Consider the following 15,201-nt stretch of genomic DNA (forward strand, 5'->3'; position numbering starts at 1 on the left):
AAACTCAAGTTAAGAAATTAACTATTTTTTACTACCACGCAGGTAGCTTGTTAATTAAACATTATTTTAAGGAAATAAAATGGAAATTTCACAAGCAATAAATGAGGCTCAATCTTTAGAACAAGTTGTAGCTATTGTAAATGATGGTGGTACTTCACGTTTTGATCAAAACGAAATCGCAGCTCAGTACGCTTATGATGCTGCTGATGACGCTGGCTTTGGTCTTTCAAAGGCTAACATTGAGGCGCATCTAGATGTTTTGGTTGAAGCTGGCGCAGAGTTTGATTATTTGAAAGCGGTAGAACTGGCTACTGCGTCATAATAGTTAATTAACGGGGCTTTAAGCCCCTATTGGAATGACAGGAGCTTTTGTATGTCTACAGAGACAGAAATCAAAATTTATAAAGAAGCTCAGCAACTAGCTGTAACTCTAGCTGAGCAAGATGGGTGGGATGCGCAGGCTAGTTCATTCAATTCTCAGCACAAGAGTGTTCGCGTAAGAAGTTACTTTGCAAAAGCTTGTGAAATTTTACAGCATCTAAACGGGCATGAAATGTCCGACATTGTGGATGAGGTTGAAAGCCATATTGCTGAACAAGTTGAAAATTCAAAACAGCTTCTATCTCTACAGCAATTTTTAAACAGCGTTACCCTGCCAAATGATGAATGGCTATCACCAACTCAGGCTAAGCATCTAGCTAAAGAGCTTGTTGCCAACGGCTTTTGTTTAGAGAATTAACCATTGGAATACGAGGGAAGATCGATGGCTGCAACTAAAAAGCAGATAATAGATTTAGAGCGTTGCAACATTAATCTGGCCGCGCTCGGCAATATTCGGGAGCAGCTTGAAAAAGTCAGCCCCTCTGATGATGTCTTTTCAGAACATATTGTCAAAATTCATTCGATGATAGACGAAATGAGTGCAGATGAAATTTCATTGCGCGATGCGTATGTCGAAGAATTAACTAATTAACCAGCATTGGAATAGCAGATGCAGACAGCAAATCTATCAAAACTCAACGACTATGGATTTACATCCGATGATCTACCTGCTCGCATGGTCAAACTAATCAGTCATGAGGCGAACGAGCATGGCCGTGATGTTATACGTGAAGGTGACTACGAATTACTCATTAGTGACTCGGTTGAAATGCGCGAAGTTGGGCATGGCTGGATGGACACGAAAATGACGTTGAAGAACGTCAAATCTGGCGAGTCAATAGAGTTAACATTGACGTATGACCTATGGCCTGATGGGTGTATGGATGAGCCACGAATTTCAACAATTAATAGAAAACATTAAATTGGAAACAGAGCATGGCGATTAATCAGTCTCATATCATTGACTTGATACCTCAATTGATGAAAGACGAATACTTTCATCAATTACTAGCGCTGAGAACGCTTGCTGGTGTTGGTTGGGGCGTCAACTCCAAATTGTATCTATTAGTAGATGGCATTATAGAAATGCACAACGATTGTGAAGAGAGTGAATTTGTCATATTTGACGCAAAGAATATGACATACCAAAAGGCTACTCGATGCGACAATGGTTTTTTGAAAACAGCCTATAAAAATAAGCAAGGTGAGATAGTTTTAGAGTTTAATAATCGCGGTTACTAAATATTGGAAAACGAGGCTCATTGTGGCGATTGAAAACAAAATCAAATTATCGAAGGCGTCTCAAAATTGGTTGAATAGAAAGCGTGATAATGCGGATGCTGACTACTTTGTGCCAATCGAAAGCGGTGTCTTTTATGAGAGCGATGTAGTGTCAAAAATTGCTGAGCTAGAGGGCGAAATAAAACGGCTGAAAAAGCTCAATAAAGTTTAGTTGGAATAAAGCGGAGTAAAGAAATTATGGCAAATATTAAAAGAATGCACTTCGCAAATGGCTGCTACGCTATCGATATCGGCCAAGTGCCTTTTAAATTAAAAGTGGAAGCCATCAAAAGAGCAGAGCACGGCGATTGGAAAACTCAATTAGTTCATGAAGAATTTATGGGAATGGAAGAGGGGCAATCAGGAGACGTGATAAAGGTGTTTGAAAACTTTGAAGGTATTTGGTGCCGAGTGAAACACCACAGAAGAACTAGCGACATATCTCCTTCTGATCTAATCGTGTTGGAATAAGGGGGCGAGTCATGGCAAAAGTAACTATAGATATTAACCTGCCAGCTGGTGTCACTAAAGAAGAGTTAGAACACTTTCTTAACTACAAGCTTTTAGGTCATGGCGGTACAGATGAAGTGCTTTCTAAATTTAAGTATGAAGAGCTAGACGTTAATTACTTTGATATTGAAATTAACGATTAGCAAAGGAAGAATCATGAGTAAGTCAGCAAACAAACACCTAACCCCCGTCATTGAAAAGGGAATACCTATACCGCCACCACCAAAGCCAAGAGCAAAGGATTCAGCCACAAGAATTAACTGGCCTTTCTCTGATATGGAGCATGGGGATAGCTTTTTAATACCCGCAATTCATGGCTCTAAAAAAGCCCATGCAGCGCTAGGCGCAATGAAAAGACGCAATCAGATAGAAGATGATTGCTCTTTGATTACACGCCTTGAGGGTGAATCTTATAGGGTGTGGTTTATTAAGAAAGTTTAGAAAAAGAAAAGTAACTCATTGGAATGTCAAAAACGAGGGATTTATGGCTACAGAATATGATGTTTGGTCAGATAATGACGGGCGTTTAAAAAGTGAGGTTGCTAGGAAATTATTTGTTGACGATATGGATGCTCCTTATCCTTTTCAAAAACATGAAATCCGAGTAACAGCGAAAAATGGAAATGATGCGATCAAGCAGTTCCGAAAAGCAAAAAATCAATAATTGGAATGACGATGGCTACAGAGGAATTCAACAATCTACCACCTGAACTGGAAAATGAACTAAACAAGGAAGTACAGGAGGTAGGATATAGCCGCTTCTGTGAATTCGCATTTGATGGTGATGCAACCGAAAAACTGAAAAGTGTGCTTTACGCAGAAGCTAAATACCCAGAGAAACTGTTGATCTCTGTATATGAATTTGAAGGCAACCTCATCGAGGTTGTAACTTCATTTGAAACTGACAACGAAACGGCAGAGTCATTCGCTACCCAAATGTGTACCGCAGAAGATCTCGCCAGATATAAATGCGATTAATAGTGGAATAAAGGAGCTTGTCATGGCTAGCAACAAAGAACAGAACATTAATTTTGAAATTAAAGATGAACAATTGGTTGTATCAATTGGTATCGAATCATTAAAGCGCTCGATAGAGCACGATGCTCCAGAAATAATTGTTACCGATAGCGGTCAAGCGGCAGTTGCCATTAAGCGTATAATTTCTAGTGAAGAGCAGGACGGTAGAACACCATTTCATAGCATGATTGCAGAGGCAGCTTATCGAGCGCTTGAGGATGGTGAGCTGGGCTTAGATGAAATCAATTATTAAGTGTTGGAAAAACAGGGGCGAAGGTATTAAGTATGTTGAGGTTAAGTACCAACGAGCTTTTATTTAAGCATGGAAACGCGGAAACTATGTCAGATTTTATGGAAGAAAATGACCTTTGGCCGGACACTCAAGGCAATGTGCTTCTATCTGATTACGTTTTAATTGCTTTATATAAAAAGTACTTACTTCCAAAAATTGAGTGTGAAATTAAATACGTTGTTATGAACCCTCCACACCATAACCCAATTCGAATAACGCATGTAGATGGAATCGAGATTGATTTGGATGCCGATTTTCATGACGGCATTGAATTGTCACCTGATTATGTGGAAATACCTAATGATGTAGTGATGGAAGAGTACGAAATTCAGCGTGAAGTAATAGCAAATATTTAGCAACGGAAAATGGAGTGCAGTCATGCCACAGGTTTACATAACTCAAAAAGAAGTTGAGGCGCTAGAGTTCTTGGTGGGTGTTGCGCATGGAGCTTCTGAGTCGGCAACTGATGAGGTTTTTTGCCGTGAGTATGATTCGGCAAGCGAGGCATATTCTTCATTAGAAAAAAAGATCAGTAAAGCTAAAGCAAAACAAAAAGGCCAAACTCAAATCAAACGCGTGCTGCGTCAAATTGGGTCTGAATAATAGTTGGAATACGAGAAATGACTAAACAAAAGGAACAACAGATTGTTGATAAATTTGAAAAAGATAGCTGGTATTGGTTGGAGAGTGAGTCAGGCGGCTACATCCCAGTTTACTTCAATGAGGAAAGTCAGTTCAGAATAGAGCGTGGTGTTTTCTTAAGTATTGATGACTTTAATTCGACTTTTAAAAATCTGAAAATAACCAAAGCGGTTATGCCGACTTAACAATCTAATAGCAATTTGAAAAATAACGGGAATTCACACCAAAAAAGGATAAACACTTTGAAATCAAGCAAACTGATAGAAAGACTAAAAAGCTTACCCCAAGAGAAACAAGTACAAATCGAAGATGTTGCCAGCGAAGACAACTCAATATTATATGTGGGTAAAGTGTACCATGAACCACCGCTAACTTTTTTGCAAGGCGCTTCAAGCTCTGGAAAATACTCAACTATTCAACAGCTTTTGAATAGGTTACAGGAAATAGACGCAACCGTTCCTTTTGACGCAGATATAGCGTCAGGTGACGACTGGAATTATCAATCCATCGAAGAGATCACACAAACAGAAGAAGCAGTTTTGCTAAAATTATCAGAGCCAGCTTTTGGTTAAACGCCCAAAAAGAGAAGATTGCGGTACGGTTTAGGGTATTGATGGCCTCACTGAACTAATGAAATCAACGTCAAACAGATGATGGAGTGACTAATTTATGACTAGAGAGCGCTACCCTGTGCAAGTAAAATGTGGCGAATGCAAGCAAGAAGGTACTCTAACAATCTCAGAGAATGATTATCCATTTATGAGAAATCTAGATAGAGCTGTTAGGGTTAAGTGCGGGGAATTTGAAGCACACATGATCAATGATGATGACGCTCAAGTAACTTGTCTTTCGTGTGGAAATAAATTCACTTGGTAACATTGGAATGCAGCATGGCCAAATTCGAAAAAGAAAATCTACTGCTGAAAAAAAACAAGATGAAATCGCAGTAAATATGTCTGGTACTAGCTACTTCATTGTCGATGTGGACTCACTGGTGAAAAGCACTGTAGTGAAAGAGCAGGTGAGGAAAGCTAAAGAAATTGTCAAGAACACCTGATAGCGCTGAAAGCCACCAGCTGGTGGCTTTGTCTTGAAATCAATCAACCTTCCCGTTTGGGTTTATCGGTTTAGATGGCGCATTCTCAAGCCCCGAAACGGAATAACCATGGTTTCTAAGAAGGGTGGCTATACCTCCGGCTGAGGCTACGTCATTGGTCATAAGCCTTCCGTTTATGTCTGGATAGGCATTAATTAAATCAGTCACTATCGATTCATACTTTGCAGGCTTAATAGAATAATTCCCTTGCAGTTCAACGCTTGCGGCATTTACATTGATAGAAAATGAATCGTAATCGCTGCTAACACTCAATTTAATCATTGTGGAGTCCTCTTAGAATAAGCATTACAGTCTTTGCATGCTCAGGATCATTCTTTAAGAAATGTCCGGCAGACACAGGGGAGCTCAACCATTCTAAACCGGTGCTGATAATTTCAGTGTAAGGTGTATTCTCGGGTGTACCATCGAGCTTACCTGCGTAGTATGTGAAAAAGCTGTCATCTATACATTCAGCCTGTTGGTAGTTAAAGCCTGTAAGGTCAGTCAGGCTTTGAATGCCTCCACCGTTCTTACCAGTCGTCTTGGACTCTTTTAGCCTTTTAGCAAGAAGCGCCTTTGTCATTTGCATGGCTTTAGGGTTTCGTTCTTCAATCACATGGCCCAAGTTGTGCCATGTAGTAGAGCGATTAATGCTCATTCCTGTTTCAAGGGTGTGTCCTTCATCACCTTTATTTTCAACGAATGAACGAATTTGACTTCCCTTGTGAGTGATAGAGCCAATCTTTAACCGGCCATTAGCTAGCTTAAATAATTCAAGACAGTCTTCTTTGAATTTTTCTTCACTGTAGCCGTTAGAGTGTTTGAATATACTCTTAGCCTTTTTGTCTATATCGATACTTTCGTACATAGCCAAGGCCTGCTCATTAGAAAAGCTCGAAGACTCTACAATTTCAGATAGTAGGTTCGTTAGCTCAGTTCCCAGTCTTAAGCGCTCTTCACCTTCTTTCTTGAAAAGGTAGGCATAAATGGGCATAGGGAAATCACCCATTTTGGGTATTTCATCGCTTTGCTCAAGTTTGGCTCTAAAGTGATTGTACTTAGTCTCAGCAAGTGACCTAATGCTGGCATCGGGCGTCATGTGATGATTGGCCTTAGATTTTTCCGAAAGTTCCTCATATTCAGCTCTGGCCAAAGGTAGCATCAACTCTTCCATTACCTTGGCTTCTTTCTTCATGGCTCGCCGTGCGCTGGCCAATAGCATTTCGTCATCGTTAAGCTGATTCGATTGGCTTATTAGGCCGTCTATATTGGCGGCTAGATCTTTATCTAAATCAAAGCTAGAAAAGCCGATGACATTAAAGAGTTCTTTGGCGTTTTGACACTCATTAACCGCGCCTACAAGTGAGGGGAGCATAATCTCCCCTTTTTCTTGTAGTTGAGCGCGAAGTTGCTCAACTGGTTTAGACACTGGCGCTTACCTCGAATAGCTTTTGGTTAGATAAAATATAGGCTGTTACTACAGCTTTATTTTCTTCTAGAGACAGGCCTTCTTCATCGGCTTGTAGGATCAGCCCTTTGAACGCATCAGGCTTTAGGTCGTTGAATTTGCCGCCTTGGTATTCATCTAGAAACGTGGCTTCTGTGTCACTAATCGCGCCTACTGGCTGTGTTCGCTTACCACCAGAAACCCATTTTTTAAATTTCTCTAGCGGCATTGCCGTTATATCCCCCAAGCCAGCCCAGCCATCTTCGTAATTGGCTAGGTAGGCCTTTTTGGCATCGGCCATACTGTCAAAGCCAAACATGACTTTGTGTTCATCAAACTGGCCGCGCAAATCAACTTGGTCGATGATGAAGACTTTTTCAGGGTCGGGGGTGTCACCTAGAAAAACGTCTATCGGGTCATCATCAGCGCCCTTAGAGCCCTTCACATCGCCATAGTGGTGTTTCATGGTAATAGACCACTTGTTACCGTCTTTATCTTTACCAGAGCGCGTAGAGCCCTTAGGGTTCTCTATGCGGAAGTTAATACCAGACAGGGTTATGTCACCCTTCTTATAGTTGCCCGCTTGCTTCTGGTTATCAGTCGGTTCAGGCAAGTCATTGTCACCGGTGGCGGCTTGATTGGCCGCCTCGGTAATATCGTTGCCATTATCATCGATGCGGCCACTTAGGCGCTTGATGATAAATGACCAGCGCTTTTGCTTCTCAATTTTATCGCCAATCGAAAGCTCACCAGAATTAAGCGACTTCTTTATTTCACTCGCTTCCTTTTGAAGGGCAATTTTATCTTTTAAAGATAAGGACATTATGCGGCCTCCAATAGCTCAGTCACTCGGTTGCTGGCGTCTTCAAGCATAGGTTCGTACTCTGCCATCTGATCGTCTTCCTCTAGTGCAGTGATAGCACTTTCAATTAACGCGATTAGCTTGTCCGCATCTTGCTCTTGGTTGATAGCATCGCGTAGTTTAGAAATAATTTCAGGCTCGTTAGAGCTCTTAGCGCTGCTCATAGACTCATCGATTGATTGATTTTTTATGGCGCTTTTGTTGAGAAGAAGTATATGTTCTACCCCTTTATCTCGATGCTCTTTACGGGTTGGTGCGAATACGCCTTTGAAAACGATTCCATCATGGCCCTTGATGCTTGCATACTGGCGAATTGCCTGAGTAACACCTTCCGATATAAGAATACTGAACTGCTTTTCAGGGTTATCAACAAAGCGCTTCATCTGTCTAATTAAGCGTTCAACTGACTCTGTTTCTGTCATATCCACTTCCGCTAGCGCAAGCTTAAAGGCATTTTCATCCTCCAACACAAACCCTTTCTCCCCGCCGACTACCAATGGATTCTTTAACCGATAATCAACATCAAATACTTTTCCATCGTTTTTAGTAAGCTCTTTTTTCGCTTCGTTGTAAGTTATGTCCATTGCCTTGGCATAAGCTGACGCACGGCCTACTAAGTCTCTATTTTCACCAACATCCTTAGATGAATAGTCTACGGCATCATCCTTGGAGTTCGTTAAGTAGATCCCCGCACCGAATAAAGATGTGTCAGTGTTTTGGGGCTCAAGCTGCTCAAAGTCAGCTAGGGTGCCATGATAAGCTTTGCCAACTATTGCATAGTTTGAGTCTTCATCCGGCTCTGGCTCTGGCTCCGGCTCTGGCTCCGGCTCTGGTTCTGGCTCCGGCTCTGGCTCCGGCTCTGGTTCTGGCTCTGGCTCTGGCTCTGGCTCTGGCATGGCATCGTTAATAACCTCAGGGATAAAGCGCATAGAGGTTGAATCATCCATGCTTGAGCCGGTTATTTTGTTATAACTCGACAATAGCTGCTCGATGGCTGCTATTACCTCTTTGGCATCATTTTCACCGGTCATCTTCTTGATAGTGACAGTGAGCTTGTCTGTGTGTGTAGACTTACCTTTTTTTACAGTTGCTTTGGTGCCATGGATTTTTGATGTGGTATCTTTGGCACTATCAGCAAGCGCTTTACGCACTGCTTTGGCAATATCGCTAATGCTTGCATCAGGATTGAAGTGCTCACCGATTTTATCAGTGTTATCGCCTTGTTCTGGTTCATGCGGCTGGGCTTCGCCTTCTGCCGGTTGCTCATGCTTTTCTTTGTACGCTTCAAGCTCTACCAGTTTACGGTCTGATTCTAGGCCGCTAGCAAAGTCTGCACCGTAAAAGTAAAAGCGCTTACTAACACCATAGTCTGCACCCATATCTTGAGGATCACCGTAAGTCTTTTGATATGAATTAACCGTTGCATCAATTAGCTTGAGTAGGGCAGTTGCGTCAGCGCTGTACTGGCCTTGGTGGTTTGAATCATAGCCACCGCGCAACTCTAGCGGTGCGTCATTAGCAAGCGATTTTAGATATTTATCAGAAAATAGTTGAATGCTATCAGGTAGCTTTCGAACTGTGACGCCAATATCGCCCTTAACAGTAACCGTAATACCCTTGGGTAGATTGCTGTTTGCAATAGCTTCTTTAATCGCAACGCGAAGCTCTTTGTTTAGTTCGCTGCCGTAGCCGCCTTTATCTGAGTTGGAGCCGTACTCTGGCAGGTTAGCTAAATCGACTAACTCTGAGCCGTACTTTTTGTAATAGCGGTCTACAGCTTCAAGCAGCTTATCGAGCTCTTCTTTAGTGGCAACACCTTCTGGCGAAGCAATGCGATGAATTAACTCTTGCTCTTCCGCATCGGTTGCAAGGTCTAATTCAAAGCCTTCATCTTTGCTGCGCTCAAAAACATTGATGCGCAAGCTGTGTACGGCCATTTGAATTGATACAGAAGGGTGGCGAAGGTCTTTGTACAGCTTAATCATTTTAGAGTTGTATTTGGCCACCAGCGCATCATGTACTTGCTGCATTAGCTTGTTGTTTGGCTGCTCTAGTAGTTTTTGCTCATGTTCAGCTTTTAGCTGCTCACGCACTTGGTTATAGAGCACTTCCGCATCGTGAGGGGTTGTTTTTATATGTTCTTTTGCCCAGTCGGTGAAATCGGCCAGCGTCATGCTTCGCACAGCTGCCGTGACTTCATCACCTTTTTCAGCTGCCAGATTATCGCTAAGAGTTTTTAATTCATCCTTGGCCTGCTTGTGTAAAGCAGCGGCTTCTTTTTCAGGTAAGCCTAATGTTTTTGTGGCCCAAGTGGTGAATTGCATCAAAGTAGTTGTTCGTGCCTTCTCTTTGATGTTGTCACTTACAAAGTTCTCAACCTTTGGCTTTTGCTTCTCTTGCGCTGCTTTGATTTGCTTTTCTAGCTCGGCATTTTTGTTTTTCTGCTTCTTGAGCAAACCGGATACAGAGGAATTGCGCTTCTTTTCTTCTGATAGTTGAGCCTGCGCATCCTTGAGAGCTTTGCCTTTTTCTGTCTTTTCTTCCTCAATTTTCTCAATCTCGCCGTTTAGTGCATCAAGCTCGCCTTGCTGTTTATCCTTTTCAGCTGCTTTCTTTTTAAATTTCGCGCTGTTTCGTTCAACAAGGTTAGAAAGCGCCATAGTTACTTGAGCTAGGGATATTTCATGGCCACCGGCAGGCGCAACAACGTGAGTAACATCACGTTTATTAAGTAAAAATCGAAAAGCGATCAACAAGTCATCAGGCGTTATTTTTGCGGGATCATTGTCCGGTGCATGAAAAATGATACTAATTGATTGACCATCATCAGTAGGGATCTTGGCGGCGAGGATTGCAAAACCTGCTGCTTTGCGCACTTTACCAATTTCTGGCTCGAGTGCAGCGATACCGGTACCAGCTAATGCTTGTGTAAACTTCCGATTAAATGCTTTCATCGTCCGTTCAATACGGTTGCGGCGAGTTGTCACGGCCTCGGTCATTAGGTCTTCTTGAGGTAATCCGGCGAATACTAAGCTTTCAATGTCTTCAAGAGGCACGCTTTCAAAAATAAGCTCATCATCTGCAAGCTGCTCGTAACTCTCGTTGCTTACACTGATAGAAGGGGCGTAGGGGTAAGCGCCAATGTATCGCGCTTGGCTTTTATTAAAGTTAGCCATTTTCAATCTCTCCTAGCTTTTCAAGCTGTTCTAGTAGGTCGTTTGTTCTGTCCTTTTCAGACGAGAACAAGCCACGGTCTTTATCCGTTGCATTGCGAACTTCGCTGAGTTGTTTGTTGATCTCATCAAGAGAGGTATCAATAGCCGCTAGGCTTTCTTTGGCGGCAGCGTGGGCTTCTTGCGCTTCCTCGATGCGGCGCATAAGTGTTTTGCTAGCTTTACGATTGTTGGACTCGTTTTTGATAGCCCTTGCCGCCTTGCGTGCAAGAGACTTTTCAAAGGACTCTTGGTTTCGCTGTATTTTGTTTGCAACGTCTTTTGCGTAATCACGTTCTGAACGCTTGCCATCGACAGGAATAACCGTTGAGTTAAGTTTGGTCTTAACAATGTCTCCGGTTTCGTTGACCGTTACAGTGATTGACTGGCCAGAATCAAAGAATAACTTAAAGGCCTTAATGCGCTGCCCATCTTGGCGGACAGCGCGAGAAGGTTCTTGAAACTCAGTTGTATTTTGACCTTCTGAGCGAAACGCACGGATAAGTTTTCTAAGGCCTTGCTCTGTTAGGTCGTAAAAGTCGAGCGTGAAATATTGCATGGTCTTAGGCATTTAGGTTCACCTTGTATATCTTTTTCACTTTTAATGGAAACAGCTTGTAAAGCGGGTTGAAGTGACCGGCTACCGTGCTCGCAGTTACCACTAACTCCCAGTCGTGGTTACTATCGGTGGTATCTGTGAGGGCTTTCTTAATATGTAGAAACTCAGAGTTGAACCCCTTGGTGGAGTGCTCGAGCTCTCTTGGTTTGCCGGAAATGACTGTGCTAGGGTTTTTCTTGTCCCTGAGTGAGTATTTAATTTGCCCCCATACCGGATTGCCGGTAAGGCGATACACGAGGTTAAAACGCCAATACCCTTGCTTAATGTCATGCAATCCACAAGAATCGACATTGATCGAACCTCGCTTATAAATAAAGCGATCCACTGCGAGAGCAGCGATAAACAAAATCAAAACTAATAACCAAGTTAACTCAGCCATCATAACCACCATTATCAATACGTTTAGCTAAAACTTTGCGCCCCAAGTCCATGAAAGACGCACCATTAGAGGCAGCTATCATCGCTATGAGACACGTTAGGGGAGTCGGTAACTCTTGCCACCAACCTAAGAAAAGCGCAGCCAAGCCAGCTGTTTGAGCCATTACCAGTTCAGATAACAATTCCACCAGCCAGCCTGAGCGCTTTTGCCTTTGCTTGCGCCGCTGATGTAGGAACGTGCCAGCACCGCTAAGCATCGACACCCCTACAACAAGTAACAGAAGCATCGGATCAAAACCGTGCATATCCACTCCTACGTAAAACACGTTTCAGGTAGCAGTGTGCGACTTGTACTAATCTCGATTAATAAGCAAAAAAAAATCCTCAACTGTTGAGGATTTTCATATTGAGGTTTTTACCAAGGCCTTATCTGCTTCCAGCAACCGTAAATCCATACAAAGAACCACATCGGGTAAGCTTTCCACACCTGAACCTTGCGTGCTCGAAGTAGCATGAAAAACTCCTTGTGGGGATTCTTGCGGCCTGCTTTAAGAGCATAGTCGTGCCATATTGCTGCAATCAGACCTTTACCAAATGGGTTGTGAAACCAGCGAACATACCAAGGCATCGAAAACCCATCAGTAAGGAACTTTCGTGGCACATTACCAAAGGGAGTTTTTAACTCTTCAATTAGCCTTGCTTGGCCATGGCCCAAGAAATCAAGCTTAACTGTCTCAGCGTACTTGAAAGAATCTACAAGCGCCTGAATTAAATCATCATTGTTAAGCGACATAAGTATCAAACTCCACCGTTGCGAAGCTCAAGCGAAACGGCGCTCCTATTTCTTCTAGTCCCTGATTCAAGCGACTTGCCCTTAGGATGTAGTTCCCAGATTCATCAAATCGCCCTTGTATCGTGATGCGGCCCCCAGTGATTGTCGCTTTTACTCGTATATCTCCGATAACTTCTCGACCATTAACCACTTTCTCGATGATAACCATCAAGCTTGAATCTTGGAGCTCGGCATTAGCAGTTAGGTTAAACTGGGTTTTCTCTTTCACCCACCATATACCTCCGGCACCTAATTCAACATCCGTTCCCGTTACACCGATATTTGTAACATCAATAGAAGGAATCTTTTTGCCAGCTAACATAGAGAGATATGAGCTAACATCATGATCGCTGTTAATTGCCTTGGAGCCGATGTAGTGCGTGTAAAGATATTGCTGGCCCTCAATAGTAACTACACTCTGATCTTTAAATAATGAACTATCATCGGGAAGCTGTGACCGCACATCACCAGCCGCCAGTCTTAGTAATAACTTCATATTTGATACCCTGTATAAAACTCAATAATGTTAGCTAGCCATGTATCCACTGATTCATAGTCCCAATATTTTTGTGATTCGACTGCATACCCTGTACTTGTTGTTTGGGGGGCTCCCGAGATAGCCAACACGTTGTGACTGATCACATGCAGGTTATCCATACAATACGGGATATATGCGCTAGGTTGAGGGATACAAAAACCTCTCCGAACAGTGGTGACACCATCTAGCAGCGCTATCACACGCAGTGCATGAGTCGAGTTACTACTTTGACCTGCTTTGATGTATTCGAGCTCTAAGTTCCCATTCCTAAACAATGTGCTGTACGGCATTTCATCGGGGGTGTTTACTGGTGTACCTATCGATAAACTGGGCAAATCCACTGCGACATGTGTATGGCCACCTGGGCCACCTCCTGCACCATTGATGTGTAATTGGCCATTTTTAAGAAAGAACTTTCTTACTCTGAAGTCACCCATAGGTGGTCCGAGTGTCTGCGTTCCGTCAGCGAGATCGATGCGCAATAGGTGATAATCGTTGTTTAACCCATTTTGGCACATGAAAAGAGCGTATTTTTTACCATTTTCTTCATAGAAAAATATGGCATGAAATTGTATTTCCCCGTGCGTGGCGCTTATATCACCGCTTGACCATATAACACCGGTTTCGTCATCAATATAGTTGATGAACTGTGAGCTAAACTGCACATAACGACCAACATCCAAGGGGTTGTTCATGTATTCATACCCTGTCGAAGGATTTAGTGGCCTCATGATCCCTGCTTTGGAGTTTCCAAAATGTAGAGGGATTGGGTCGGGAAAAGGAAATGAAGCAGAGGACGGGACTAGGCTATCCATTAGAACTCCCACATATTGTCTAATTTGTTATAAACAAAAACGCGCTCATTGATGTCAGCTTTAACAATGGTCACAAATGTTGATATTTGGCCGTCTGCTAAACGGCGAAACTTCTCTTGATTAGCGCCAGAGGTGGTTCCATCTGAATTGTATGCAGTGATAACAGGCTGTTCTGCAGAGAAGCGCTTAACCGAAAACCAGTCTCCATCATTAAGGCCTTGGACGCTGGGAGCTGATTTGCTCGTTTGCTCTTTCAGCCGATGTCTTCTGTAAAGAGACAATACCGGCTCTGCATCTTTAAACGGCTTGATTTTGAACTTATCAAAACTAAATCGCTGAACCCCATCAAAGTTAAAATCATCAGCTGAAATAGATAAAGCACCATCGGTCAGGTTAACTTTACCCAAATAGAGCGATGATAAAGGGGCTACAGGGCTGTTAATCACTTCTACAGCGTGTAGTGCAGCGGATTTATCTACTTGCTTAGTGATCACTCCATTGGCAACATTTACTTTTAACCAGAGTAGGTTTTCACCAGTATTTATAGGCACTTGAATATCATGCTGGCCAGCCACCTTGATTGTTTCACCTTGCTCAGTCTGAACTAAGGCAAAACCACCAGCCGCCTTCAAATCAACATGGGCCACCCCTCCCGCCGCTGGTGGGGTGATGACAAACCCATCGTCATAAAGTGCCGCTGGCATTATTCCAGTCAAAATACGATTTATTGCCACATCCGGCTTGGGTTCAAAATACTGCACCTCAGCACGCAGAGGGAGCGCTGATTTATCACTATCAGACAGTGCATTTATGGCTATATTGCTCATCAATTATTCCGCTGTAATTAACTTTTGCTCAAACGAGGCATTAACAATAAGAGGCCGCTCAGAGCTGATATAGGCCGGTTGACCAATCAGTATGTATGCAGCCTCACCGTCACCATCCATGATGGCCACAATGTTATATTGATGGCTTGTGCCTGCTGCAAAGTCGCTACTTTCAATGTTCATAGTTAGCTTGCTGTTCGCGTAACCTAATACTGGTGTGACGGTTTTGAACTTAGCAGGAACGTTGGTGATTGGAGCATTAACAGGGATAGCGTCTAGATCAGGCACCTCAATACCTTCTACAGACTTTAACCAGCCGTAGCCCAATTGAGCGCTAGTAAGTTGGATATTTAAGTTTTGCTCGCCGACTGACAGCCTATTTATTTTATCTCGGTAGTGCTGGGTTTGTATCGCTGTAAAAATGGCCATGATTGGCAACTTCCCATGAGTTA

29 protein-coding genes are annotated in these 15,201 nt (G+C 42.9%); 17 read left to right on the plus strand and 12 right to left on the minus strand.

Going from position 1 to position 15,201, the window contains the following annotated elements; genetic code table 11:
• Positions 1-79 precede the first annotated feature (79 nt).
• From MHM93_RS14560 to MHM93_RS14640, 17 genes are all read left to right on the plus strand, one after another.
• A complete protein-coding gene (locus MHM93_RS14560) occupies positions 80-322 on the plus strand; it encodes a hypothetical protein (RefSeq protein ID WP_239449568.1) in 243 nt (80 codons plus the stop codon).
• Positions 323-373: 51 nt separating this feature from the next.
• The gene (locus MHM93_RS14565; RefSeq protein ID WP_239449569.1) at positions 374-739 is read left to right on the plus strand and encodes a hypothetical protein; all 366 of its coding nucleotides are present in this window, start codon (positions 374-376) and stop codon (positions 737-739) included.
• 24 nt (positions 740-763) lie between these two features.
• Positions 764-973 carry a hypothetical protein gene (locus MHM93_RS14570; RefSeq protein WP_239449570.1) on the plus strand — a complete coding sequence of 70 codons (210 nt, stop codon included), beginning with the start codon at positions 764-766 and terminating at the stop codon, positions 971-973.
• Positions 974-1,057: 84 nt separating this feature from the next.
• Positions 1,058-1,303, plus strand: a complete 246-nt coding sequence (locus MHM93_RS14575; protein WP_239449571.1) for a hypothetical protein — start codon at positions 1,058-1,060, stop codon at positions 1,301-1,303.
• A gap of 14 nt (positions 1,304-1,317) precedes the next feature.
• Positions 1,318-1,623, plus strand: a complete 306-nt coding sequence (locus tag MHM93_RS14580) for a hypothetical protein (protein ID WP_175079263.1) — start codon at positions 1,318-1,320, stop codon at positions 1,621-1,623.
• A gap of 22 nt (positions 1,624-1,645) precedes the next feature.
• Positions 1,646-1,834 carry a hypothetical protein gene (locus MHM93_RS14585; protein WP_239449572.1) on the plus strand — a complete coding sequence of 63 codons (189 nt, stop codon included), beginning with the start codon at positions 1,646-1,648 and terminating at the stop codon, positions 1,832-1,834.
• 26 nt (positions 1,835-1,860) lie between these two features.
• Positions 1,861-2,133: a hypothetical protein gene (locus MHM93_RS14590; RefSeq protein WP_239449573.1), complete on the plus strand. Its 273-nt coding sequence runs from the start codon at positions 1,861-1,863 to the stop codon at positions 2,131-2,133.
• Between the two features lie 11 nt (positions 2,134-2,144).
• Positions 2,145-2,315, plus strand: coding sequence for a hypothetical protein (locus tag MHM93_RS14595; RefSeq protein WP_239449574.1), 171 nt, complete (start codon positions 2,145-2,147; stop codon positions 2,313-2,315).
• A 13-nt stretch (positions 2,316-2,328) separates the two neighbouring features.
• The gene (locus MHM93_RS14600; RefSeq protein ID WP_239449575.1) at positions 2,329-2,613 is read left to right on the plus strand and encodes a hypothetical protein; all 285 of its coding nucleotides are present in this window, start codon (positions 2,329-2,331) and stop codon (positions 2,611-2,613) included.
• Between the two features lie 43 nt (positions 2,614-2,656).
• The gene (locus MHM93_RS14605) at positions 2,657-2,836 is read left to right on the plus strand and encodes a hypothetical protein (protein ID WP_239449576.1); all 180 of its coding nucleotides are present in this window, start codon (positions 2,657-2,659) and stop codon (positions 2,834-2,836) included.
• A gap of 11 nt (positions 2,837-2,847) precedes the next feature.
• Positions 2,848-3,150 carry a hypothetical protein gene (locus MHM93_RS14610; protein ID WP_239449577.1) on the plus strand — a complete coding sequence of 101 codons (303 nt, stop codon included), beginning with the start codon at positions 2,848-2,850 and terminating at the stop codon, positions 3,148-3,150.
• A gap of 22 nt (positions 3,151-3,172) precedes the next feature.
• Positions 3,173-3,442, plus strand: a complete 270-nt coding sequence (locus MHM93_RS14615; protein WP_239449578.1) for a hypothetical protein — start codon at positions 3,173-3,175, stop codon at positions 3,440-3,442.
• A gap of 32 nt (positions 3,443-3,474) precedes the next feature.
• Complete coding sequence (locus MHM93_RS14620) at positions 3,475-3,837, plus strand: hypothetical protein (RefSeq protein ID WP_239449579.1); 363 nt, start codon at positions 3,475-3,477, stop codon at positions 3,835-3,837.
• Positions 3,838-3,859: 22 nt separating this feature from the next.
• The gene (locus MHM93_RS14625) at positions 3,860-4,084 is read left to right on the plus strand and encodes a hypothetical protein (protein WP_239449580.1); all 225 of its coding nucleotides are present in this window, start codon (positions 3,860-3,862) and stop codon (positions 4,082-4,084) included.
• A gap of 17 nt (positions 4,085-4,101) precedes the next feature.
• Positions 4,102-4,308, plus strand: a complete 207-nt coding sequence (locus MHM93_RS14630; protein ID WP_239449581.1) for a hypothetical protein — start codon at positions 4,102-4,104, stop codon at positions 4,306-4,308.
• Positions 4,309-4,365: 57 nt separating this feature from the next.
• Positions 4,366-4,695: a hypothetical protein gene (locus MHM93_RS14635; protein WP_239449582.1), complete on the plus strand. Its 330-nt coding sequence runs from the start codon at positions 4,366-4,368 to the stop codon at positions 4,693-4,695.
• A gap of 311 nt (positions 4,696-5,006) precedes the next feature.
• Positions 5,007-5,180, plus strand: a complete 174-nt coding sequence (locus MHM93_RS14640; protein ID WP_239449583.1) for a hypothetical protein — start codon at positions 5,007-5,009, stop codon at positions 5,178-5,180.
• A gap of 39 nt (positions 5,181-5,219) precedes the next feature.
• Here the strand turns inward: MHM93_RS14640 and MHM93_RS14645 are convergent, their stop codons facing one another.
• The 12 genes from MHM93_RS14645 to MHM93_RS14700 all read right to left on the minus strand — a co-directional run bounded on the left by MHM93_RS14645 (position 5,220) and on the right by MHM93_RS14700 (position 15,178).
• Entirely contained in the window at positions 5,220-5,501 is a 282-nt protein-coding gene (locus tag MHM93_RS14645; protein WP_239449584.1) for a hypothetical protein, read from the minus strand.
• Entirely contained in the window at positions 5,494-6,648 is a 1,155-nt protein-coding gene (locus tag MHM93_RS14650; RefSeq protein ID WP_239449585.1) for a hypothetical protein, read from the minus strand. Before MHM93_RS14650 ends, MHM93_RS14645 begins: the two co-directional genes overlap by 8 nt.
• Complete coding sequence (locus MHM93_RS14655) at positions 6,641-7,489, minus strand: hypothetical protein (RefSeq protein WP_239449586.1); 849 nt, start codon at positions 7,487-7,489, stop codon at positions 6,641-6,643. The genes MHM93_RS14650 and MHM93_RS14655 overlap by 8 nt, the downstream gene beginning before the upstream one ends.
• Entirely contained in the window at positions 7,489-10,704 is a 3,216-nt protein-coding gene (locus MHM93_RS14660; protein WP_239449587.1) for a hypothetical protein, read from the minus strand. Before MHM93_RS14660 ends, MHM93_RS14655 begins: the two co-directional genes overlap by 1 nt.
• Complete coding sequence (locus MHM93_RS14665; RefSeq protein WP_239449588.1) at positions 10,697-11,311, minus strand: hypothetical protein; 615 nt, start codon at positions 11,309-11,311, stop codon at positions 10,697-10,699. The genes MHM93_RS14660 and MHM93_RS14665 overlap by 8 nt, the downstream gene beginning before the upstream one ends.
• Positions 11,304-11,738 (minus strand): hypothetical protein, encoded by a 435-nt coding sequence (locus MHM93_RS14670; RefSeq protein WP_171038912.1) that lies wholly within the window; start codon positions 11,736-11,738, stop codon positions 11,304-11,306. The genes MHM93_RS14665 and MHM93_RS14670 overlap by 8 nt, the downstream gene beginning before the upstream one ends.
• Entirely contained in the window at positions 11,731-12,042 is a 312-nt protein-coding gene (locus MHM93_RS14675; RefSeq protein ID WP_138590634.1) for a phage holin family protein, read from the minus strand. The genes MHM93_RS14670 and MHM93_RS14675 overlap by 8 nt, the downstream gene beginning before the upstream one ends.
• Positions 12,043-12,152: 110 nt before the next feature.
• Positions 12,153-12,530 (minus strand): DUF1353 domain-containing protein, encoded by a 378-nt coding sequence (locus MHM93_RS14680; protein WP_239449589.1) that lies wholly within the window; start codon positions 12,528-12,530, stop codon positions 12,153-12,155.
• Positions 12,520-13,065 carry a hypothetical protein gene (locus MHM93_RS14685; RefSeq protein ID WP_239449590.1) on the minus strand — a complete coding sequence of 182 codons (546 nt, stop codon included), beginning with the start codon at positions 13,063-13,065 and terminating at the stop codon, positions 12,520-12,522. Before MHM93_RS14685 ends, MHM93_RS14680 begins: the two co-directional genes overlap by 11 nt.
• Positions 13,062-13,838, minus strand: a complete 777-nt coding sequence (locus MHM93_RS14690) for a hypothetical protein (protein ID WP_239449591.1) — start codon at positions 13,836-13,838, stop codon at positions 13,062-13,064. The genes MHM93_RS14685 and MHM93_RS14690 overlap by 4 nt, the downstream gene beginning before the upstream one ends.
• An 83-nt stretch (positions 13,839-13,921) precedes the next feature.
• Entirely contained in the window at positions 13,922-14,683 is a 762-nt protein-coding gene (locus MHM93_RS14695) for a hypothetical protein (protein ID WP_239449592.1), read from the minus strand.
• 69 nt (positions 14,684-14,752) lie between these two features.
• A complete protein-coding gene (locus MHM93_RS14700; RefSeq protein WP_239449593.1) occupies positions 14,753-15,178 on the minus strand; it encodes a hypothetical protein in 426 nt (141 codons plus the stop codon).
• Positions 15,179-15,201 lie beyond the last annotated feature (23 nt).

The organism is Pseudoalteromonas sp. MM17-2, from assembly GCF_022347945.1.
Lineage (GTDB): Bacteria > Pseudomonadota > Gammaproteobacteria > Enterobacterales > Alteromonadaceae > Pseudoalteromonas > Pseudoalteromonas ruthenica.